The following is a 20,334-nucleotide window of genomic DNA, read 5'->3' on the forward strand; positions in this document are numbered from 1 at the left end:
CGCGGCCTGCGCGGACGCGCTCGGCCGGGTCTACGGCAGCCGCGTCGTCCTCCTCACAGGCAGCGGGGACAACGGCGGCGACACCCTGTACGCCGGCGCCCGCCTGGCCAAGCGCGGCGCGGGAGTGACCGCCGTGCTGCTCGCCCCGGACCGCACCCACCCGGACGCCCTGAAGGCCCTCCTCCGAGCCGGCGGCACCACCACCACGCCGGACGCCGCCGCGGACGTCATCGCCCGCGCCGACCTCGTCCTGGACGGCGTCGTCGGCATCGGCGGCAAGGGCGGTCTCCGCCCCGACGCCGCCCACCTCGCCGAACTCGTCACCGCCTCCCGCGCCACGGTCGTCGCTGTGGACCTCCCGAGCGGCATCGAACCCGACACCGGCGAAATCCACGGCACAGCGCTCCGCGCCGACCTCACCGTCACCTTCGGCACCCACAAGCCGGGCCTGCTCATCGACCCGGCCCGCGCGTACGCCGGCTCCGTGCGCCTGATCGACATCGGCCTGGCGAGCACGCTCCCCGCCACCCCGGACCTGGAGTCCCTCCAACACGCCGACCTGGCCGACCTCCTCCCCCACCCCGCCGCGGAGAGCGACAAGTACCGCCGGGGAGTCGTGGGCATCGCCGCCGGTTCGGCCCGCTACCCGGGGGCCGCGGTCCTCGCGGTCGCCGGCGCCCTGCGCTCCGGCGCCGGCGCCGTCCGCTACGTGGGCCCGGCCGCCGACGCCGTCCTCGCCCGTTTCCCGGAGACCCTGGTGTCGGACAGCGGCCCGAAGCGGGCCGGGCGGGTCCAGGCGTGGGTGACCGGCCCCGGCGCGGGCGACGACGCGACCCCGGTCGCCGAGGCACTCTCCAGCGATGTGCCCGTCCTCCTGGACGCCGACGGCCTGCGCCTCGCGGACGTGGCCGCCGTACGGGCCCGTACCGCCCCAACCGTGATGACCCCGCACGCGGGCGAGGCCGCCGCGCTGCTGGGCGTCGCCCGCGAGGAGGTCGAGTCCGCCCGGCTGACCGCCGTACGGGAGCTGGCCCGCCGCTACGACGCCACGGTCCTCCTCAAGGGGTCCACGACCCTGATCGCCGGGCCCGACGACGCCACCCCGGTCCGGGTGAACCCCACCGGTACCCCGTGGCTGGCCACCGCCGGCAGCGGCGACGTCCTGTCCGGCCTCACCGGCTCCCTGCTGGCCGCCGGCCTCGCCCCCCTGGACGCGGCGAGCGCGGCGGCATACCTCCACGGCCTGGCGGGCCGCTACGCCGCGAACGGCGCCCCCACCGCCGCCCAGGACGTCGCGGACGCCATCCCGGCGGCATGGCGGGACATCACGGCATGAACACCGAACGGCGGACGGCGCCCCCCTCGGGGGACGCCGACTACGCCTCACTCTGACAGTGACGGGGAGCACACCATGCATGAGCGTGACCGGTACGACGACAGCGACCTCGCCGACGAGATCCAGCGGGCCCGGCGCACGACGCGGCTCGGCTGGGCGGCGATCGCCGGCACGACCTGGCTGCTGGCCATGGCCGTGGTCGCCCTGATCGCCCTCACCCTCGTGGTGGCCGTCGCCATCGCCTACTCCACGGCAGCCATGGACTAGGGCGCGCTCACCGGCAGACCAAGGACAGGCCCCGGTTCCCCGCACGTCCCGTACCGGCCGCCTCTCCGGCGGCTCACTCCCCCTCCTCGATCCGGTCGATGGCGTCCCGCACCATCCCCAGATACTCGATCTCCTCGCACCGCGGCTTGCTGCCCATCCGGTACATGTCCATGGCGTCGTCGAGGCACTCGCCCAGATCCTCGTCCGGCAGATCGTCCGCCAGCTCACTGCAGACCTGCCCGGCGAACTCCTGGTCAGCGCGCGTAGACCATACGGAAGCCACCCGATCGCCCCTCAGGTACGTCGGGAGGCGGCTCCCTCCCGACTGCCGGGGACGCTAGTCCTCCCCGCACCCCAGGTCCATACCTTCACCACGGTTCACCCACAATGGGGACCCGACACGGACCCTGTCCGCCACCGCGCCCCGGCCGAGGGTGACGGACCCCACCCCGCCACCCCGTTCGAACTCCGTTAACAATGGACTGTGATCTCACCGGTCTCCTCGTTGCCGCGGAGCGCCAACCGGCCCAGGCCGGAGGCGACTCCCTACGTCGACCTCACCCGTACCGAGTGGAGCGCGCTGCGTGACAAGACGCCGCTGCCACTGACCGCCGAGGAGGTCGAGAAGCTGCGTGGCCTGGGCGACGTCATCGACCTCGACGAGGTACGGGACATCTACCTGCCGCTGTCCCGGCTCCTCAACCTCTACGTGGGCGCCACCCACGGCCTGCGCGGCGCCCTCAACACGTTCCTCGGCGAGCAGGGTTCCCAGTCGGGCACCCCGTTCGTCATAGGCGTCGCCGGCTCCGTGGCCGTCGGCAAGTCCACCGTCGCCCGTCTCCTCCAGGCCCTCCTCGCCCGCTGGCCCGAGCACCCGCGTGTGGAGCGGGTCACCACGGACGGCTTCCTGCTCCCCATGAAGGACCTCCGCGAACGCGGCCTGGTCTCCCGCAAGGGCTTCCCCGAGTCGTACGACCGCCGTACGCTCACCCGCTTCGTCGCCGACATCAAGGCCGGCAAGGACGAGGTGACGGCCCCCGTCTACTCCCACCTCATCTACGACATCGTCCCGGACCGCCGGCTCACGGTCCGCCGCCCCGACATCCTCATCGTCGAGGGCCTGAACGTCCTCCAGCCCGCCCTCCCCGGCAAGGACGGCCGCACCCGCGTCGGTCTCGCGGACTACTTCGACTTCAGTGTGTACGTCGACGCCCACGCCGACGACGTCGAGCGCTGGTACCTGAACCGCTTCCGGAAGCTGCGGGAGACCGCCTTCCAGGACCCGTCCTCGTACTTCCGCAAGTACACCCAGGTCTCCGAGGAGGAGGCACTCGACTACGCCCGCACACAGTGGCGCACCATCAACAAGCCCAACCTGATCGAGAACATCGCACCCACCCGGGGCCGCGCCACCCTGATCATCCGCAAGGGCTCCGACCACAAGGTGAAGCGCCTCAGCCTGCGCAAACTGTGAGGCCCGACCGAGTGCCGCACCCGTGACGGCGGGCCGCTCAACGGGTGCTGTTAAAAAGGCACCATGCTGCATCTGCGCCTGATCACCCCGGCCGACCGGACCGACGAGGTGGTACGCCTGATCGAGTCGACGGTCGGTACCACCCATCTCGTCGTGGTGCCGGGCGCAGCCCGCGACCCCGCCGGCGACGTCGTCATGTGCGACGTCGCGCGCGAGGCGGGCGACGAACTGATCGGCGCGCTCCGCGAGCTGCACCTGGACAGGACCGGCTCGATCGCCGTCGAGAACATCGACCTGTCGCTGTCCGAGCGCGCCGACAACGCCGAGAAGGAGGCACCGGGCGAGGGCGCCGACGCCGTGCTGTGGGAGCATCTGGCGGACGCGACGCACGAGGAGTCGACGCTCTCCGTCACCTATGTCGCGTTCATCACCCTCGCCACGATGATCGCCGCGTGCGGTGTGGTCCTCGACAACGCGATCCTCATCGTCGGCGCGATGGCCGTCGGCCCCGAGTTCGGCCCCCTGGCCGGCTTGAGCACGGCCATCGTGCAACGCCACCCGCGGCTGGCGCTCCGCTCCCTGATCGCCCTGCTCGTGGGCTTCGCGGTGGCGATGGCGGTGACGGTCGGCTTCACCGTCTTCATGGACGCGCTCGGCTACTTCACCGAGGCCAAACTGGAGGCCGACCGCCCCAGCACCGCGTTCGTCTACGCCCCCGACGCGTTCTCCTTCATCGTCGCCGTCCTCGCCGGCATCGCGGGCACCCTGTCCCTGACATCGGCGAAGTCGGGCACCCTGGTGGGCGTGGCCATCTCGGTCACCACGGTCCCGGCGGCGGCGAACGCGGCGGTGGCCCTGGCCTACGGCGACACGAAGCAGACGGTGGGCTCGACGAACCAACTCCTGCTGAACCTGGCGGGCATCATCCTGGCGGCCACCCTGACCCTGATCCTCCAGAAGTGGCTCTGGTCACGGCAACGAGCCGTGACGAAGGGCGCCCGATAGCCCGGGTCGATCAAGGGGCGCGGGGCTGTGTCTCTATGCGGCTCCGCCGCGTGGGCGCGACAAGCCACAACAAACCCGCAGCCCGCACGACACAGAACCCGGCACCCCGAACCCGGCACCGAACCGACGCCCTACCCCAGCGCCGATTTCACCGCGTCGGCCAACCGCCCGGCCACAGACCGAGCCTGCTCGATATCGGCGGCCTCCACCATCACCCGCACCAACGGCTCGGTCCCCGAGGGCCGCAGCAGCACCCGCCCGGTGGACCCCAGCTCCCGCTCCGCGTCAGCCACCGCGGAGGCCAGCTCCGCGGACGTCCCCACCCGCGTCCGGTCCACGTCCGGCACGTTGATGAGCACCTGCGGCAGCCGCTCCATGACCCCCGCGAGGTCCTTGAGCGTGCGCCCGGTCCGCGCGATCCGCGCCGCCAGCAGCAGCCCGGTCAGCGTGCCGTCCCCGGTGGTCGCGTGGTCGAGGACGATGACGTGCCCGGACTGCTCGCCGCCGAGGGCGTACCCGTGCTGCTTCATCTCCTCCAGCACGTACCGGTCCCCGACCGCCGTCTGGACGAGCCGCAGTCCCTCCCGCTCCAGTGCCAGCTTGAAGCCGAGGTTGGACATGACGGTGGCGACCACGGTGTCCGAGCGGAGCACCCCCCGCTCCCGCATGTCGAGGGCGAGCACGGCGAGGATCTGGTCCCCGTCGACCTCGTTGCCCTCGTGGTCGACGGCGAGACACCGGTCGGCGTCCCCGTCGTGGGCGATGCCGAGGTGTGCCCCGTGCTCGACGACCGCGGCGCGCACCTTCCCGAGGTGCGTGGACCCGCACCCGTCGTTGATGTTGAGCCCGTCCGGCTCGGTCCCGATCGTGACGACCTCGGCGCCGGCGCGGGTGAACGTCTCCGGGGAGACCCCGGCGGCCGCGCCGTGCGCCTCGTCGAGGACGATCTTCAGCCCGTCGAGCCGGTTCGGCAGCACGGACAGCAGGTGCGCGACGTACCGCTCGAACCCTTCGTCGTAGGAGCGGACCCGTCCGACGCCCGCGCCGGTCGGCCGGTCCCAGGGCGCCCCGGTCCGGTGCTCCTCGTACACGGCCTCGATCTTGTCCTCCAGCTCGTCGGCGAGCTTGTGCCCGCCGCGGGCGAAGAACTTGACGCCGTTGTCGGGCATGGCGTTGTGGCTGGCGGAGAGCATCACGCCGAGGTCGGCGCCCAGCTCGCCGGTGAGGAACGCCACCGCGGGGGTGGGCAGCACACCGACGCGCAGCACGTCGACGCCCGCGCTGGCGAGGCCGGCCACGACGGCCGCCTCGAGGAACTCCCCGGACGCTCGCGGATCCCGCCCGACCACCGCCACCGGCTTGTGGCCTTCGAACGTGCCCGCCTCGGCGAGTACGTGTGCCGCCGCGACGGAGAGTCCGAGCGCGAGCTCGGCCGTCAGATCCGCGTTGGCGACACCGCGCACGCCGTCCGTGCCGAAGAGTCGTCCCACTGTGGTGTCCTCCGAATTGCTGAGAATGTGCGGCTCTTACCAGGTGGTCCCGTACCGGGCGTCCCCCACCGGTTGTCCCCCGAGTGTCCGGTACCCCCCGGACCAAGTACATCCCCTGAGACCGTCCTCCCCCGTTCGGGGTTGTACCGGCAGTCTGCGTGTAGTCGTGCGGGAACAGCGGCGGCCCTGCTACGCAAACCGCCCCGGCGGCACAGGTACGTGCCACCGGGGCGTTGCGTGCGGTGCAGCAGAGCGGTGTTTAGCGCTTGCTGTACTGCGGAGCCTTGCGGGCCTTCTTCAGACCGGCCTTCTTGCGCTCGACCGCACGGTCGTCGCGGCGGAGGAAGCCGGCCTTCTTGAGGGCGCCACGGTTGTTGTCGACGTCGGCCTCGTTCAGGGCGCGGGCGACACCGAGACGGAGCGCACCGGCCTGGCCGGAGACGCCGCCACCGGCGATGCGGGCGATGACGTCGTAGCGGCCCTCGAGCTCAAGAACCTTGAACGGCTCGTTGACCTCCTGCTGGTGCACCTTGTTCGGGAAGTAGTCCTCGAGCGTCCGCCCGTTGATCTTCCACTTGCCGGTGCCCGGCACGATGCGAACGCGCGCGATGGCGTTCTTGCGGCGGCCCAGGCCGGCGGCCGGCTGGGGCTCGCCGAAGCGGGAGGCCATGGACTCGGTGGTGTACTCGCCCTCGACGGGGACGTCCGACTCCGTGGTGTAGCTGTCGATGTCAAGCTCTTCGAGCGGCTGCTCGGCAGTGGTCTCGGCCACGATTCTCCTCAGATTCTCTTCAGGCTTAGGGGGTGGCCGGACTTACTGCGCGACCTGGGTGATCTCGAACGGCACCGGCTGCTGGGCAGTGTGCGGGTGCTGGTCGCCCGAGTAGACCTTCAGCTTGGAGAGCATCTGACGGCCCAGGGAGTTCTTGGGAAGCATGCCCTTGACGGCCTTCTCGACGGCCTTCTCGGGGTTCTTCGCCAGCAGCTCGTCGTAACGGACGGAGCGCAGACCACCCGGGTAACCGGAGTGGCGGTAGGCCATCTTCTGGGTCCGCTTGTTGCCGGACAGGTGCACCTTGTCCGCGTTGATGATGATGACGAAGTCACCAGTGTCGACGTGGGGGGCGTAGATCGGCTTGTGCTTCCCGCGAAGCAGGGTCGCGGCGGTGGTGGCGAGACGACCCAGGACAACGTCCTGAGCGTCGATGACGTGCCACTGGCGCGTCACATCGCCGGGCTTGGGGCTGTACGTACGCACGGTTCGTAGCCTTCGCTTCTTCAGTGAGGTTCCTGACAAGGTCACCGAAGACGATCACGACAGCCCTGACCGCACAGCGGTGACGCAAACCGCGTGCTGGTCGCTGGTCATCGGCCCGGTGGACCGGTGTAAGGGCGTCTCACGTGAGAATGAGCAAGCCAATACACATAACGAACCTGAAGAATAGCCGTGCGGCCCCGGACGGGTCAAAACGGCCCTCGTCCCGGGGACCGGGTGGCCCTTGATCCACTTCGCCCCGGCTTCGATACGCTCCGGTCTCACTCGCCGCGAAGCGGGTGAGAGCAGGCAAGCAACCACAGAAACGGGGTCCGCACGTGAAGTTCCGCAAGGGCATGGTCGCCTCGGTCGTGGCGGCCGGTGTCGCGCTGACACTGGGCACCGCCGGCACGGCTTCCGCATCGTCCTACTAACTCGGTGCCCGGCTGAGCGACCACAGCACACGCAAGTTCATCGCCGGCTGGAAGGACAAGGCGTAGCCCGTAAGTGCCGTGACACGTAACGGCAGACGGCCTCCCCTCGCCCGTCTAAACTGCGGCCCATGAGCTTTGGGCAGGGGGGGTCTCAGTGGAGCCCCGGGGGTTCCCGCACTCCGTGGGACGATCAGTGGAGTTCCTCCAGTAACCAGACCCCGGACTGGGCCGCGCTGGCCGAACAGTCCGAATCACGCAACAGGCGCCGCCGACTCCTGATGATCGTCGGCGGCGCCCTCGCCACGGTCGGCATCGGCGCCGCCGTGGCCTTCTCCGTGGTCAACACCGACGGCGGCTCCACCACGGCGAGCGGCCCGAACAGTGACCTCCCGGCCACCACGGACATCCCGAGCGCGAGCACCAGGACGGATCCGTCGTTCGAGCCCACCACCGCCCCGCCCCCGCTGGACCCGAAGGACTTCATCTCCAGCTCGGGCAAGGACAAGGCGCCGATCAGCCCGGACATCCTCTTCCCGGGCTCCCAGATGACCACCGAGGACGACAGCGTCTACCGCAAGGGCCCCACGGCCTCGACGACCGACTGCGCCTCGGCCGTCCAGGGCACGCTCGACAAGATCCTGAACAGCAACGACTGCACCCGTGTCATGCGTGTGACCTACTCCAGGGGCGACATCGCGGTCACGGCCGGAGTCGCCTTGTTCGACACCGAGGCCCAGGCCGCCAAGGTCAAGGCGGACGCGGACAAGAAGAGCCTCGTCACCTCGCTCTCGGGTGACGGCGTGCCCACCTTCTGCCGTACGACGATCTGCTACACGACCACCAACTCCTACGGCCGCTACGCCTACTTCACTGTGACCGGCTTCACCAACGGCAAGGACACGACGAAGAAGGACACGGCCGTCTTCACCACCGGCGACGCCCTCGCCAAGTTCACCTTCGAGCAGATACACCGCCGCGGCCAGGCCCAGGCCTCCGCCGCCGCCGCCGGTCAGTAGCGAGCACCGGAGCAGCCCGGGGTCAGCAGCAGCCGCCCCCGGGCGCACCCGGCAGGGTCCGCCGGTTCCGCGCCTCCTTGTTCCGTGCGGCGAGCAGCTCGTCGGCGGGGTAGCCGACCTCCTCCAGGGTCAGCCCGTGCGGCCGTACGACGTGCACGGCGGAGTCCCGGACCCCGGCGGCCAGCACCTTGCCGGGCCACTCGGCGCCCCGGTGTCCGTCCCCCACGAAGAGCAGCGCCCCGATGAGGGAGCGCACCATGTTGTGGCAGAACGCGTCGGCCCGCACGGTCGCCGTGATGATCCCGTCGTCGCCCCGCACGAGGCTCAACTCCTGGAGCGTGCGGATGGTGGTCGCCCCTTCGCGCCGCTTGCAGTAGGCCGCGAAGTCGTGCTCCCCCAGCAGCCCCCGGGCCGCCTCGTTCATGGCGTCCACGTCGAGCGGCCAGTCGTGCCACAGCACGTGGTTGCGCAGCAGCGGATCGACACCGCCGGGGTTGTCGGTGACGCGATAGGCGTACCGCCGCCAGACGGCCGAGAACCGCGCGTTGAAGCCGCTCGGCGCCTCCCTGAGCGCCCACACCCGCACGTCCCTCGACAGCCGCCCCGCGAGCCGCTTGAGCAGCTTCCCGTGGTGCTCGTCCCACACCTCCCGCGGCAGGTCGACATGGGCCACCTGCCCGCGGGCGTGCACCCCGGCATCGGTCCGCCCTGCCACGGTCAGCTCGTACGTCGTCGCCGACCGCGTCACGGTCCGCAGCGCGTCCTCGATCTCCCCCTGCACGGTCCGCCGCCCCGCGGCCTGCTTGGCCCACCCGGAGAACTCGGTCCCGTCGTAGGACAGGTCCAGCCGCACACGGACATGACCGGGCTGTACTTCGTCACTCACCCCTGGATCCTCTCAGGTACGGAAAAGCGGGCCCGCTCCCGTAGGAACAGGCCCGCTCAAACGCGCCCCGTTTTTCAGGGGCGCGGGGAACCGCGCGAACGACCACGGCGAACCGGCGGCCGCGGACGAGCAGCTCCCCGCAGGACGCTCACGCGTCCTTGGACTCCTCGGCAGCCTCGTCGGCGGCGTCGTCGGCCTTGGCGGTGTCCACCTTGGCGTCAGCGGCCGGCGTCTCCGCGTCCTTGGCGGCACGCTTGGTGGCGGCCTCGGCCTCACCGGTGGCCTGCTGCGCGACCGTCAGCGCCTCGACCAGCTCGATGACAGCCATGGGCGCGTTGTCGCCACGGCGGTTACCGATCTTGGTGATACGGGTGTAGCCACCCGGACGGTTCTCGTACCGCGGGCCGATCTCGGTGAAGAGCGTGTGCACGATGCTCTTGTCCGTGATGACCGAGAGCACCTGACGGCGGTTGTGAAGGTCGCCCTTCTTCGCCTTGGTGACCAGACGCTCGGCGTACGGCCGCAGACGGCGGGCCTTCGCCTCGGTGGTGGTGATGCGGCCGTGCTCGAACAGCGACTTCGCGAGGTTCGCGAGGAGCAGCTTCTCGTGCGCGGCGCTGCCGCCCAGACGGGCACCCTTGGTGGGCTTCGGCATGGTGTTTCTCCTAGGTGTCTGCCCCGGCCGTACTAGGTACCGGAGTCAGTATCTGAGCAGACGGTCGCCTGTCAGAGATCCAGGCCCCCGAAGGGGCCTGGAAGGGGCGCGGGGAACTGCGCGACCAGCCACAACCGGCCCGCAGTCGCAGTACGGCCTCCCCGCGGAGCACTCAGTACTGCTCGGTCTCCACGAACCCGGCGTCCGCGTCGTCGTCCGCGCCGAACGCGTCCGCCGCAGCGGTGGGGTCGAACCCGGGAGGCGAGTCCTTGAGCGCCAGGCCCATACCCGCCAGCTTCGCCTTGACCTCGTCGATCGACTTCGCACCGAAGTTGCGGATGTCGAGCAGGTCGGCCTCGGAACGCGCCACGAGCTCACCCACGGAGTGGATGCCCTCGCGCTTGAGGCAGTTGTAGGAGCGGACCGTGAGCTCCAGCTCCTCGATCGGCAGCGCCAGGTCCGCGGCGAGCGCGGCGTCCGTCGGGGACGGACCCATGTCGATGCCCTCGGCGTCGATGTTGAGCTCGCGCGCCAGACCGAACAGCTCCACCAGGGTCTTACCGGCGGACGCCATCGCGTCACGGGGACGCATGGCCTGCTTGGTCTCGACGTCGACGATCAGCTTGTCGAAGTCGGTGCGCTGCTCGACACGAGTCGCCTCGACCTTGTACGTGACCTTGAGAACCGGCGAGTAGATGGAGTCGACCGGGATACGGCCGATCTCCTGGCCCACCTGCTTGTTCTGCACGGCGGAGACATAACCGCGGCCACGCTCGACCGTCAGCTCCATCTCCAGCTTGCCCTTGCCGTTGAGCGTGGCGAGGACCAGGTCGGGGTTGTGCACCTCGACACCGGCCGGGGGCGCGATGTCGGCGGCGGTGACCAGACCCGGGCCCTGCTTGCGCAGGTACATCACGACCGGCTCGTCGTGCTCCGAGGAGACGACCAGCTGCTTGATGTTGAGGATCAGGTCGGTGACGTCCTCCTTGACGCCCGGCACGGTGGTGAACTCGTGCAGGACACCGTCGATACGGATGGACGTGACCGCCGCACCCGGGATCGACGACAGGAGCGTGCGGCGGAGGGAGTTGCCGAGGGTGTAACCGAAGCCCGGCTCCAGCGGCTCGATCACGAACCGGGAGCGGAATTCGTCGACGACCTCTTCGGTCAACGAGGGACGCTGAGCGATCAGCATGTGGTGAGTCCTTCAGTCATGGGCACCCACTATTTGATGCCCTTGAGTACTACAAGGGTACGGGCGGTACGCCCCGTAAGAGCCGTACCGCCCGAAAACCTCAGACCAAGCAGTCCGTGTGTCCGACCCGGAGGGTCAGACGCGACGGCGCTTCGGGGGACGGCAGCCGTTGTGCGGGGTGGGCGTGACGTCCTGGATGGAGCCGACCTCGAGACCGGTCGCCTGAAGCGAACGGATGGCCGTCTCACGACCCGAACCCGGGCCCTTGACGAACACGTCGACCTTGCGCATGCCGTGCTCCTGCGCGCGACGGGCAGCCGACTCGGCGGCCATCTGCGCGGCGAACGGCGTGGACTTCCGGGAGCCCTTGAAGCCGACGTGGCCGGCGGAGGCCCAGGAGATCACGTTGCCCGAGGGGTCCGTGATCGAGACGATCGTGTTGTTGAACGTGCTCTTGATGTGCGCGTGGCCGTGAGCGACGTTCTTCTTTTCCTTGCGGCGCACCTTCTTGGCAGCGCCCTGACGACCCTTGGGGGGCATCTGTACTCCTACGGGAGGTGGTCGGTCCTACAGCGAAGACCGCTGGACGGCGAAGTCCGCTGTGGACTACTTCTTGCCCGGCTTCTTCTTACCGGCGATGGCGCGACGCGGGCCCTTGCGGGTGCGAGCGTTGGTGCTGGTGCGCTGACCGCGGACAGGCAGACCGCGGCGGTGACGGAGACCCTGGTAGCAGCCGATCTCCACCTTGCGGCGGATGTCGGCCTGGACCTCGCGACGGAGGTCACCCTCGGTCTTGATGTTGTTGTCGACGTACTCACGAATCGCGACGAGCTGCTCCTCGGAGAGGTCGCGAACGCGGGTGTTCGGGTCGATGCCGGTCTCGGCCAGCGTCTGCTGGGAGAGGGTCCGGCCGATACCGAATACGTAGGTGAGGGCGACCTCCACGCGCTTGTCGCGCGGGATGTCAACACCGGAAACGCGTGCCATTCAATGGCTCCTGGTGATCTTCGGAGGTCTTCCGCAGAACCGGCTCCCGGCCGCCGTACCAGGTACGAACCGGGTCCCCGGCCTCCGACCGGGGGTGTCAGACACCTGGGGCGCCTGGGTCCTGCGTATGAACATATTCAGCTCGCGTCGCGCGAATCCCTGCGATGTCGATGCAGAGGGAGCGGTCGAACGTGCGTCAGCCCTGGCGCTGCTTGTGGCGCGGGTTCTCGCAGATGACCATGACCCGACCGTGACGGCGGATCACCCTGCACTTGTCGCAGATCTTCTTGACGCTCGGCTTGACCTTCATTGGGTGAGGTTCTCCGGGTCAGTGCCACCACCCGCGACCCGGAGAACCGGGGCACGGATGCGGGCAAGATCTACTTGTAGCGGTAGACGATCCGGCCACGCGTCAGGTCGTACGGAGACAGCTCCACCACGACCCGGTCGTCAGGGAGGATGCGGATGTAGTGCATACGCATCTTGCCGCTGATGTGTGCCAGGACCTGGTGGCCGTTCTGGAGCTCGACCTTGAACATGGCGTTCGGCAGAGACTCGACGACAGTGCCCTCGATCTCGATGGCACCTTGCTTCTTGGCCACGCTTCGCCCTTCGAATCGACTACCTTGATCGACTCCTGCTTTCCCGTCCGTGAGTCCCTTACGGGCGCATGCGGACATGCGGGTACACGAGAGCCGACGAGTCAGTCTACGTCAGCGCACCCGGAAAGACGAATTGGCTCCTGGCCGTCTCTCATGACGATGCCCCGCCCGGAGGCACACCATGCGTGGCGTACGGGGCGGGGCGATCGGGGGTCGCGCCGAAGGGCCGGTGGGAGCCACAGGGGCCGGGAGAGGGCGCTCGGGACGGTGCCAGGGCGGGCGCGTCAGGCCAGCGGGTCGGGCGCCGCCGTGATGCCGTGCTCCGCCAGCTTCGCCCGGCCGCCGTCGGGCGCCGTCAGCACCAGCGGCCCCTGCTCGGTCAGGGCGACCGAGTGCTCCCAGTGCGAGGACCAGGTGCCGTCGGTCGTCACCACGGTCCAGTCGTCCGACAGGACCTCCGTGCGCGGGGTGCCCAGGGACACCATCGGCTCGATCGCCAGGCAGAAGCCCGGCACCAGCTTCGGCCCCTTGCCGCGCCGCCGCTCGACGTAGTTCAGCAGGTGCGGGTCCATGTGCATCTCCGTGCCGATGCCGTGGCCGCCGTAGTCCTCGACGATGCCGTACTTGCCGCCGCCCGGCTTCGGCTGCCGGCGGATGTACGTCTCGATGGCGCGGGAGATGTCGACGAGCCGGTTCCCCAGCTTCATCGCGGCGATCCCGGCCCACATGGACTCCTCGGTGACCCGCGACAGCTCGACCAGCTCGGGAGCGTGGCCGGAGCCGACGAACGCCGTGTACGCGGCGTCCCCGTGCCAGCCGTCGACGATGGCGCCGCAGTCGATGGAGATGATGTCGCCGTCCTTCAGGACGACGTCGTCGCTCGGGATGCCGTGCACGACGACCTCGTTGGCCGAGGTGCAGATGGTCGCGGGGAAGCCGCCGTACCCGAGGAAGTTCGACTTCGCGCCGTGCTCCGCGAGTACCTTGCGGGCCACGTCGTCGAGGTCCTTCGTGGAGGCGCCCGGCACGGCCGCCTCACGGGTGGCCGCGTGGATGGCGGCGACGACCAGCCCCGCCTCGCGCATCTTGGCGATCTGCTCGGGGCTCTTGATCTGCACCATGAGGTCCTGCGCTCTCCGTCTTCTCCGCCTACGGGCGTCCACTGTGCCGCTGGGTCCGTCCGGCGCCCACGGCTCGTCGTTCTCGGGGTTGTTCGGGTTGCCTACACAACAGTACGGCCGCGGCGCCCTGACGGGCACCGCGGCCGACGTACCGCTGACGGCTACTGGCCGTCGTCCTCGCGCTTCAGCGCGTCCATCGCGCGCTGGGTGACCTCTTCCACCTTGCCGAGCGCCGAGATCGTCACCACGAGGCCCTGGGCCTTGTAGTAGTCGATGATCGGCTCGGTCTGGGTGTGGTAGACCTCCAGGCGCTTGCGGACGGTCTCCTCGGAGTCGTCGTCGCGCTGGTAGAGCTCGCCGCCGCAGACGTCGCACACGCCGGCCTGCTGGGGCTGCTTGTACGTGACGTGGAAGACGTGCGCCGAGTCGTTCCGGCAGATGCGCCGGCCGGCGATCCGCTTGACGACCTCGTCCTCCGGGACCTCCAGGTCCAGCACGGCGTCCAGGGTCATGGACTCGTCCTGGAGCGTCACGTCCAGGGCCTCGGCCTGCGAGACGTTGCGCGGGAAGCCGTCGAGCAGGAAGCCGTTCACGGCGTCCGGCTGCTCCATCCGGTCCTTGGCCATGGCGATGGTGACCTCGTCCGGCACCAGCTCGCCCTTGTCCATGTAGGACTTCGCGAGTTTGCCGAGCTCCGTCTGCTTGCTGATGTTGGCCCGGAACAGGTCGCCCGTGGAGATGTGCGGGATGGACAGGTTGTTGGCGAGGAACGCGGCCTGCGTTCCCTTGCCCGCACCCGGCGGCCCGACGAGGACGATTCGCATCAGCGGAGGAACCCTTCGTAATTGCGCTGCTGGAGCTGGCTCTCGATCTGCTTCACCGTCTCCAGACCCACACCCACGATGATGAGGATGCTGGTACCGCCGAACGGGAAGTTCTGGTTTGCCCCGAAACCAGCCAACGCCATTGTCGGGACGAGAGCGATCAGACCCAAGTACAGCGAACCCGGCCAGGTGATCCGGTTGAGCACGTACGACAGGTACTCAGCGGTCGGTCGGCCAGCCCGGATGCCCGGGATGAAGCCACCATACTTCTTCATGTTGTCCGCGACTTCCTCGGGGTTGAACGAGATGGCCACGTAGAAGAAGGCGAAGAAGACGATCAAGAAGAAGTAGATCGTGATGTGCACGGGCGCGTCCGGCTGCGCCAGGTTCTTCGTGACCCAGGCGGCCCAGCCGGCCGTCGATCCGGAGAACTGGACGATCAGCGCCGGGATGTAGAGCAGCGACGACGCGAAGATGACGGGGATCACACCCGCCTGGTTCACCTTCAGCGGGATGTACGTCGAGGTACCGCCGTAGGACCGGCGGCCGATCATGCGCTTCGCGTACTGCACCGGGACACGGCGCTGGGCCTGCTCGACGAAGACCACCAGCGCGACCATGACGAAGCCGACCGCGATGACGGTGGCGAACTCGATCCAGCCGTCCGCCAGGTCGCCCTGCTCCTTGATGGCCCACAGCGCGGCCGGGAAGGTGGCGGCGATCGAGATGAACATCAGGATCGACATGCCGTTGCCGATGCCGCGGTCGGTGATGAGCTCACCGAGCCACATGACGAGCGCCGTGCCGGCGGTCATCGTGATGACCATGACGATGGTGGTGTAGATCGACGGGTCCGGCACGACCTGCTGGGCCTGCGGGCAGTTCGGGAAGAGCGAACCGCTGCGGGCCGTGGCGACCAGGCCGGTGCCCTGAAGGATCGCCAGCGCCACGGTCAGGTACCGCGTGTACTGCGTGATCTTCGCCGTACCGGACTGACCCTCCTTCTTGAGGGCCTCGAGGCGCGGGATCACCACGGTCAGCAGCTGCAGGATGATGCTCGCGGTGATGTACGGCATGATGCCGAGCGCGAAGATCGTGATCTGCAGCAGCGCGCCACCGCTGAACATGTTGACCAGACCGAAGAGGCCCGAGTTGGACTTCTGCGCATCGATGCAGGTCTGGACAGCGGTGTAGTCGATACCGGGAATCGGGACGTGCGTACCGATCCGGTAGAGCACGATGATGCCGAGCGTGAAGAGCAGCTTCTTGCGCAGGTCGGGCGTCTTGAACGCCCGGGCGAACGCGGTGAGCACGGTTCCTCCTGCGACCCCCGCGACGCGCGCGGTAGGGACTAGTCGTTTCAACAGGGCCCGGTGGGCCGAACGATGTTTTCTACCACCCCGACACCGAACGGCTTTCCTCGCGCGGGCACAGGTGGACCTCACGGACTCTAACAGTGCCTGTGCAGCCAGGTGAAGTTCGCTTGCGCGGCAAGCAATTCGCGATCACCGGCCGCCCACCGGATCCCGTCACGCGTTCGAAGTCCGCACACCCGACGGGATCTTTCGCAGAGCGTCTCCCCCTGTCACCGACCGCGGCGACGAACCGGAGGAAACGACACAGAAAGCCCGCCGGACTCCGCACTCGCCGCGCGGAGAGCTACCACACAGTCACCACGATGTACGACGAGTCCTCGTCCGCCGAGGTTCCCCGCGGGACGGCGCCGGAAGTGCCGGCCGCGGCCATTTCGCGCCGGGTGAACGCCGAAGGCCGCGCCGCGTGAACGCCGAAGGCCGAGCGGCTCCCCCCGTGAGGGGAACCACCCGGCCTTCGTTACGTGCTGCGCGGCGCGGCCGCCCGGACTCAGATGAGCTCGGTGACGCTGCCGCCGGCGGCGGTGATCTTCTCCTTGGCGGAGCCGGAGACGGCGTCGACCGTCACCTGCAGCGCCACGGAGATCTCGCCCTGGCCGAGGACCTTGACGAGGCTGTTCTTGCGAACGGCACCCTTGGCCACCAGACCCTCGACGGTGACCTCGCCACCCTCGGGGTAGAGCGCGGCCAGCTTGTCGAGGTTCACGACCTGGAACTCGGTCTTGAACGGGTTCTTGAAGCCCTTCAGCTTCGGAAGACGCATGTGGAGGGGCATCTGGCCACCCTCGAAGCGCTCCGGAACCTGGTAACGGGCCTTCGTACCCTTGGTACCACGACCGGCCGTCTTACCCTTCGACGCCTCACCACGACCGACACGGGTCTTGGCGGTCTTGGCGCCCGGGGCGGGACGGAGGTTGTGGATCTTGAGCGGGTTGTTCTCCGCCATGATCAGTCGACCTCCTCGACCGTCACGAGGTGGCGGACGGTGTGCACCATGCCGCGGAACTCGGGGCGGTCCTCCTTGACGACCTGCGTGTTGATGCCCTTGAGACCAAGGGAGCGCAGGGTGTCACGGTGGTTCTGCTTGCTGCCGATGTAGGACTTGACCTGCGTGATCTTGAGCTGCGCCATGATCACACACCCGCCCCGGCACGCGCACGGAGCAGAGCCGCGGGGGCGACGTCCTCGAGGGGCAGACCACGGCGGGCCGCGATCTCCTCGGGACGCTGAAGACCCTTCAGGGCCTCCACGGTCGCGTGCACGATGTTGATCGCGTTGTCGGAGCCGAGCGACTTCGACAGCACGTCGTGGATACCGGCGCACTCGAGCACGGCACGCACCGGACCACCGGCGATAACACCGGTACCGGGGGACGCGGGCTTGAGCAGCACAACGCCGGCAGCCTTCTCACCCTGGATGGGGTGCGGGATGGTGCCCTGGATACGGGGGACCTTGAAGAAGTGCTTCTTGGCCTCCTCAACGCCCTTGGCGATGGCGGCCGGCACCTCCTTGGCCTTGCCGTAACCGACACCCACGGTGCCGTCACCGTCGCCCACCACGACCAGCGCGGTGAAGCTGAAGCGACGACCACCCTTCACAACCTTGGCGACGCGGTTGATCGCGACGACGCGCTCAACGTACGCGGTCTTCTCGGCGGCAGCTGCGCCGCCGTCACGGCCCTTCCGGTCCCGCCGCTCGCCGCCACCGGCACCGCCACCGCGGCGCTGGGGTCCAGCCATTGGATTTACCTCTCTCTTTCCGCTAGCTACGCAGCGAGCTCAGAACTTGAGCCCGGCCTCGCGGGCGGCGTCGGCCAGGGCCGCGATGCGACCCGCGTACCGGTTACCACCACGGTCGAACACGACGGACTCGACACCGGCGGCCTTGGCACGCTCGGCGACCAGGGCGCCGACCTTGCCGGCCTGCGCCGACTTGTCCTCGTCGCCGCCACGGATGGACGAGTCCAGGGTGGACGCCGACGCAAGGGTGTGACCCTTGAGGTCGTCGATCACCTGGGCCACGATGTGGCGGTTCGAGCGGGTCACGACCAGGCGGGGACGCTCAGCCGTACCGTTGACCTTCTTACGGATACGGATGTGGCGCCGCTTGATGGCAGCACGCTTGTAAGCGTCGCCCTTAGCGATCTTCGTGCCGTATGCCATGGCTTACTTACCCGCCTTTCCGACCTTGCGGCGGATGACTTCGCCCTCGTACTTGACGCCCTTGGCCTTGTACGGGTCGGGCTTGCGCAGCTTGCGGATGTTGGCCGCAACCTCGCCGACCTTCTGCTTGTCGATGCCCTCGACCTGGAAGCGGGTCGGGGTCTCCACCTTGAAGGTGATTCCCTCGGGCGCCTCGACGGTGATCGGGTGGCTGTAGCCGAGCGCGAACTCGAGGTTCGAACCCTTGGCCTGCACGCGGTAACCGACACCGCTGATCTCGAGCTTCTTCACGTAACCCTGGGTCACGCCGGTGATCATGTTCGCCACCAGCGTGCGGGACAGGCCGTGCAGGGCCTTGCTCTGACGCTCGTCGTTGGGGCGGGTGACGTTCAGAACGCCGTCCTCACCCTTGGCGATCTCGATCGGCGCCACGACGGTGTGGGTCAGCGTGCCCTTGGGGCCCTTGACCGAGACCGTCTGGCCGTCGATGGTGACGTCCACGCCGGCGGGAACCGTGATGGGGAGCTTGCCAATACGCGACATAGCTGTTTCCTCCGTTCCCTTCCGCTACCAGACGTAGGCGAGGACTTCTCCGCCTACGCCCTTCTTGCCGGCCTGCTTGTCGGTGAGGAGCCCGTGGGACGTGGAGATGATCGCCACGCCGAGACCGCCGAGCACCTTCGGCAGGTTGGTGGACTTCGCGTACACCCGGAGACCGGGCTTGGAGATCCGCTTGATGCCCGCGATGGAGCGCTCACGGTTGGGGCCGAACTTCAGCTCCAGGACGAGGTTCTTGCCGACCTCGGCGTCCTCGACCTTCCAGCCCGTGATGAAGCCCTCCTGCTGGAGGATCTCCGCGATGTGAGACTTGATCTTCGATGCCGGCATCGTCACGGAGTCGTGGTATGCCGAGTTCGCGTTCCGCAGACGCGTAAGCATGTCTGCGATCGGATCAGTCATGGTCATGAATTGGCCTTCGGCCTCTCTCGCCGGGGTTTCCAGGTGCCCATCCCTCTCCTCGATCCGAGACGAGGCGGGTGCGGTGCGGTGGACCTACGGCGTAGTAAGTCGTACGGGCGACCATCAGGCGCCCAACCCTCCCAGCCTAAGCCATGGAGGGGAGGGCGCCTGACACGCCCAGTGCTTACCGAGAGCTTCCGGAATCCCTAAAAGCTGGGATTACCAGGAGCTCTTGGTCACGCCCGGCAGCTCGCCACGGTGAGCCATCTCACGGAGGCACACGCGGCACAGGCCGAACTTGCGGTACACGGAGTGCGGACGGCCACACCGCTGGCAGCGGGTGTAGCCGCGCACGGCGAACTTCGGCTTACGGGCAGCCTTCGCGATCAGAGCCTTCTTCGCCATCTCGCTCACGCCTCCTTGAAGGGGAAGCCGAGGTGACGAAGGAGCGCGCGGCCCTCAGCGTCGTTGGTCGCCGTGGTCACCACGGTGATGTCCATACCCCGGGTGCGGTCGATCTTGTCCTGGTCGATCTCGTGGAACATGACCTGCTCCGTGAGACCGAAGGTGTAGTTGCCACGGCCGTCGAACTGCTTGGGGGACAGACCACGGAAGTCGCGGATGCGCGGGAGCGCGAGCGACAGGGTGCGGTCCAGGAACTCCCACATGCGGTCGCCACGGAGCGTGACGTGGGCACCGATCGGCTGGCCCTCACGCAGCTTGAACTGCGCGATGGACTTGCGGGCCTTGGTGACGGCCGGCTTCTGACCGGTGATCGTGGTGAGGTCGCGGATGGCGCCCTCGATCAGCTTGGAGTCGCGGGCGGCGTCGCCCACACCCATGTTGACCACGATCTTGACGAGGCCGGGGATCTGCATGACGTTCTCGTACTTGAACTCGTCACGCAGCTTGCCCGCGATCTCCTCGCGGTACTTCGTCTTCAGACGCGGAGTGGTGGTGGTAGCCATCAGATGTCCTCACCCGTCCGCTTGGCAACGCGGATCTTGTTGCCTTCGTCGTCGAAGCGGTAACCGACACGCGTGACGACCTTCTTGCCGTCCTTCTCCACGACGAGCTGAACGTTGCTCACGTGAATCGGGGCCTCGGTCGTGACGATGCCACCGGCCTGCGAACCCTTGGCGGTCGGGCCGGCCTTGGTGTGCTTCTTGACCCGGTTGACACCCTCGACCAGGACACGGTCCTCGCGGGGGAAGGCCGCGATGACCTTGCCCTGCTTGCCCTTGTCCTTACCGGTGATGACCTGGACCAGGTCGCCCTTCTTGATCTTCATG

Annotated in this window: 28 protein-coding genes; 5 read left to right on the plus strand and 23 right to left on the minus strand. The window is 68.5% G+C overall.

Translation table 11 applies throughout. The annotated features are described in order from the left end of the window. A partial coding sequence (locus AOK15_RS15935) for a bifunctional ADP-dependent NAD(P)H-hydrate dehydratase/NAD(P)H-hydrate epimerase (RefSeq protein WP_055517239.1) occupies window positions 1-1,336 on the plus strand: 1,336 nt, incomplete at its 5' end. A gap of 75 nt (window positions 1,337-1,411) precedes the next feature. Continuing rightward, window positions 1,412-1,603: a hypothetical protein gene (locus AOK15_RS15940; protein ID WP_055517241.1), complete on the plus strand. Its 192-nt coding sequence runs from the start codon at window positions 1,412-1,414 to the stop codon at window positions 1,601-1,603. A gap of 73 nt (window positions 1,604-1,676) precedes the next feature. Here the strand turns inward: AOK15_RS15940 and AOK15_RS15945 are convergent, their stop codons facing one another. Continuing rightward, on the minus strand, window positions 1,677-1,886 hold the full coding sequence (locus AOK15_RS15945; RefSeq protein ID WP_055517243.1) for a hypothetical protein: 210 nt from the start codon (window positions 1,884-1,886) through the stop codon (window positions 1,677-1,679). Window positions 1,887-2,087: 201 nt separating this feature from the next. On the opposite strand from AOK15_RS15945, the gene coaA reads away from it, so the two are divergent. After that, on the plus strand, window positions 2,088-3,077 hold the full coding sequence (coaA, locus tag AOK15_RS15950; RefSeq protein ID WP_055517245.1) for a type I pantothenate kinase: 990 nt from the start codon (window positions 2,088-2,090) through the stop codon (window positions 3,075-3,077). Between the two features lie 63 nt (window positions 3,078-3,140). Then, window positions 3,141-4,082 (plus strand): DUF389 domain-containing protein, encoded by a 942-nt coding sequence (locus AOK15_RS15955; protein ID WP_055517247.1) that lies wholly within the window; start codon window positions 3,141-3,143, stop codon window positions 4,080-4,082. 131 nt (window positions 4,083-4,213) lie between these two features. Here AOK15_RS15955 and glmM read toward each other — a convergent pair whose 3' ends face one another. From glmM to rplM, 3 genes are all read right to left on the minus strand, one after another. Then, window positions 4,214-5,572 (minus strand): phosphoglucosamine mutase, encoded by a 1,359-nt coding sequence (glmM, locus tag AOK15_RS15960; protein WP_055517249.1) that lies wholly within the window; start codon window positions 5,570-5,572, stop codon window positions 4,214-4,216. A 259-nt stretch (window positions 5,573-5,831) separates the two neighbouring features. Continuing rightward, a complete protein-coding gene (rpsI, locus tag AOK15_RS15965; RefSeq protein WP_055517251.1) occupies window positions 5,832-6,344 on the minus strand; it encodes a 30S ribosomal protein S9 in 513 nt (170 codons plus the stop codon). 42 nt (window positions 6,345-6,386) lie between these two features. Further along, the gene (rplM, locus tag AOK15_RS15970; RefSeq protein WP_055517253.1) at window positions 6,387-6,830 is read right to left on the minus strand and encodes a 50S ribosomal protein L13; all 444 of its coding nucleotides are present in this window, start codon (window positions 6,828-6,830) and stop codon (window positions 6,387-6,389) included. Window positions 6,831-7,389: 559 nt separating this feature from the next. Between rplM and AOK15_RS15975 the strand changes: the two genes are divergently transcribed. After that, on the plus strand, window positions 7,390-8,277 hold the full coding sequence (locus AOK15_RS15975; protein ID WP_063798991.1) for a hypothetical protein: 888 nt from the start codon (window positions 7,390-7,392) through the stop codon (window positions 8,275-8,277). A gap of 22 nt (window positions 8,278-8,299) precedes the next feature. On the opposite strand, the gene truA is transcribed toward AOK15_RS15975, so the two are convergent. The 19 genes from truA to rplX all read right to left on the minus strand — a co-directional run bounded on the left by truA (window position 8,300) and on the right by rplX (window position 20,333). Continuing rightward, window positions 8,300-9,163 (minus strand): tRNA pseudouridine(38-40) synthase TruA, encoded by an 864-nt coding sequence (truA, locus tag AOK15_RS15980; protein ID WP_055517257.1) that lies wholly within the window; start codon window positions 9,161-9,163, stop codon window positions 8,300-8,302. A gap of 148 nt (window positions 9,164-9,311) precedes the next feature. Next, entirely contained in the window at window positions 9,312-9,818 is a 507-nt protein-coding gene (gene rplQ / locus AOK15_RS15985) for a 50S ribosomal protein L17 (protein WP_055517259.1), read from the minus strand. Between the two features lie 172 nt (window positions 9,819-9,990). After that, window positions 9,991-11,013, minus strand: a complete 1,023-nt coding sequence (locus AOK15_RS15990) for a DNA-directed RNA polymerase subunit alpha (RefSeq protein ID WP_003966937.1) — start codon at window positions 11,011-11,013, stop codon at window positions 9,991-9,993. Window positions 11,014-11,148: 135 nt separating this feature from the next. Further along, window positions 11,149-11,553 (minus strand): 30S ribosomal protein S11, encoded by a 405-nt coding sequence (gene rpsK / locus AOK15_RS15995; RefSeq protein WP_003956432.1) that lies wholly within the window; start codon window positions 11,551-11,553, stop codon window positions 11,149-11,151. Between the two features lie 66 nt (window positions 11,554-11,619). Next, window positions 11,620-12,000: a 30S ribosomal protein S13 gene (gene rpsM, locus AOK15_RS16000; RefSeq protein ID WP_055517261.1), complete on the minus strand. Its 381-nt coding sequence runs from the start codon at window positions 11,998-12,000 to the stop codon at window positions 11,620-11,622. A 196-nt stretch (window positions 12,001-12,196) separates the two neighbouring features. Beyond that, a complete protein-coding gene (gene rpmJ, locus AOK15_RS16005; protein WP_003998809.1) occupies window positions 12,197-12,310 on the minus strand; it encodes a 50S ribosomal protein L36 in 114 nt (37 codons plus the stop codon). A 70-nt stretch (window positions 12,311-12,380) separates the two neighbouring features. Beyond that, the gene (gene infA / locus AOK15_RS16010; protein ID WP_003948620.1) at window positions 12,381-12,602 is read right to left on the minus strand and encodes a translation initiation factor IF-1; all 222 of its coding nucleotides are present in this window, start codon (window positions 12,600-12,602) and stop codon (window positions 12,381-12,383) included. A gap of 284 nt (window positions 12,603-12,886) precedes the next feature. Continuing rightward, window positions 12,887-13,723 carry a type I methionyl aminopeptidase gene (gene map / locus AOK15_RS16015; protein WP_055517263.1) on the minus strand — a complete coding sequence of 279 codons (837 nt, stop codon included), beginning with the start codon at window positions 13,721-13,723 and terminating at the stop codon, window positions 12,887-12,889. 161 nt (window positions 13,724-13,884) lie between these two features. Then, entirely contained in the window at window positions 13,885-14,547 is a 663-nt protein-coding gene (locus AOK15_RS16020; protein WP_055517265.1) for an adenylate kinase, read from the minus strand. Next, entirely contained in the window at window positions 14,547-15,860 is a 1,314-nt protein-coding gene (secY, locus tag AOK15_RS16025; protein ID WP_055517268.1) for a preprotein translocase subunit SecY, read from the minus strand. Before secY ends, AOK15_RS16020 begins: the two co-directional genes overlap by 1 nt. Window positions 15,861-16,410: 550 nt before the next feature. After that, window positions 16,411-16,866, minus strand: a complete 456-nt coding sequence (gene rplO, locus AOK15_RS16030) for a 50S ribosomal protein L15 (protein ID WP_055517269.1) — start codon at window positions 16,864-16,866, stop codon at window positions 16,411-16,413. Between the two features lie 2 nt (window positions 16,867-16,868). After that, entirely contained in the window at window positions 16,869-17,051 is a 183-nt protein-coding gene (rpmD, locus tag AOK15_RS16035; protein ID WP_003974250.1) for a 50S ribosomal protein L30, read from the minus strand. A gap of 2 nt (window positions 17,052-17,053) precedes the next feature. Next, entirely contained in the window at window positions 17,054-17,659 is a 606-nt protein-coding gene (gene rpsE / locus AOK15_RS16040) for a 30S ribosomal protein S5 (protein ID WP_004984517.1), read from the minus strand. A 39-nt stretch (window positions 17,660-17,698) separates the two neighbouring features. Next, entirely contained in the window at window positions 17,699-18,082 is a 384-nt protein-coding gene (gene rplR / locus AOK15_RS16045; protein WP_055517271.1) for a 50S ribosomal protein L18, read from the minus strand. 3 nt (window positions 18,083-18,085) lie between these two features. Beyond that, entirely contained in the window at window positions 18,086-18,625 is a 540-nt protein-coding gene (gene rplF / locus AOK15_RS16050) for a 50S ribosomal protein L6 (RefSeq protein ID WP_055517273.1), read from the minus strand. Window positions 18,626-18,649: 24 nt separating this feature from the next. Further along, window positions 18,650-19,048: a 30S ribosomal protein S8 gene (gene rpsH, locus AOK15_RS16055; RefSeq protein ID WP_007384075.1), complete on the minus strand. Its 399-nt coding sequence runs from the start codon at window positions 19,046-19,048 to the stop codon at window positions 18,650-18,652. A 213-nt stretch (window positions 19,049-19,261) separates the two neighbouring features. Continuing rightward, window positions 19,262-19,447 carry a type Z 30S ribosomal protein S14 gene (locus tag AOK15_RS16060; protein WP_049567381.1) on the minus strand — a complete coding sequence of 62 codons (186 nt, stop codon included), beginning with the start codon at window positions 19,445-19,447 and terminating at the stop codon, window positions 19,262-19,264. Between the two features lie 5 nt (window positions 19,448-19,452). Next, window positions 19,453-20,010 carry a 50S ribosomal protein L5 gene (rplE, locus tag AOK15_RS16065; RefSeq protein ID WP_020135807.1) on the minus strand — a complete coding sequence of 186 codons (558 nt, stop codon included), beginning with the start codon at window positions 20,008-20,010 and terminating at the stop codon, window positions 19,453-19,455. Further along, a complete protein-coding gene (rplX, locus tag AOK15_RS16070) occupies window positions 20,010-20,333 on the minus strand; it encodes a 50S ribosomal protein L24 (protein ID WP_055517275.1) in 324 nt (107 codons plus the stop codon). The genes rplE and rplX overlap by 1 nt, the downstream gene beginning before the upstream one ends. Window position 20,334: the final 1 nt, after the last annotated feature.

This window comes from Streptomyces ossamyceticus (assembly GCF_001418475.1).
GTDB lineage: Bacteria > Actinomycetota > Actinomycetes > Streptomycetales > Streptomycetaceae > Streptomyces > Streptomyces ossamyceticus.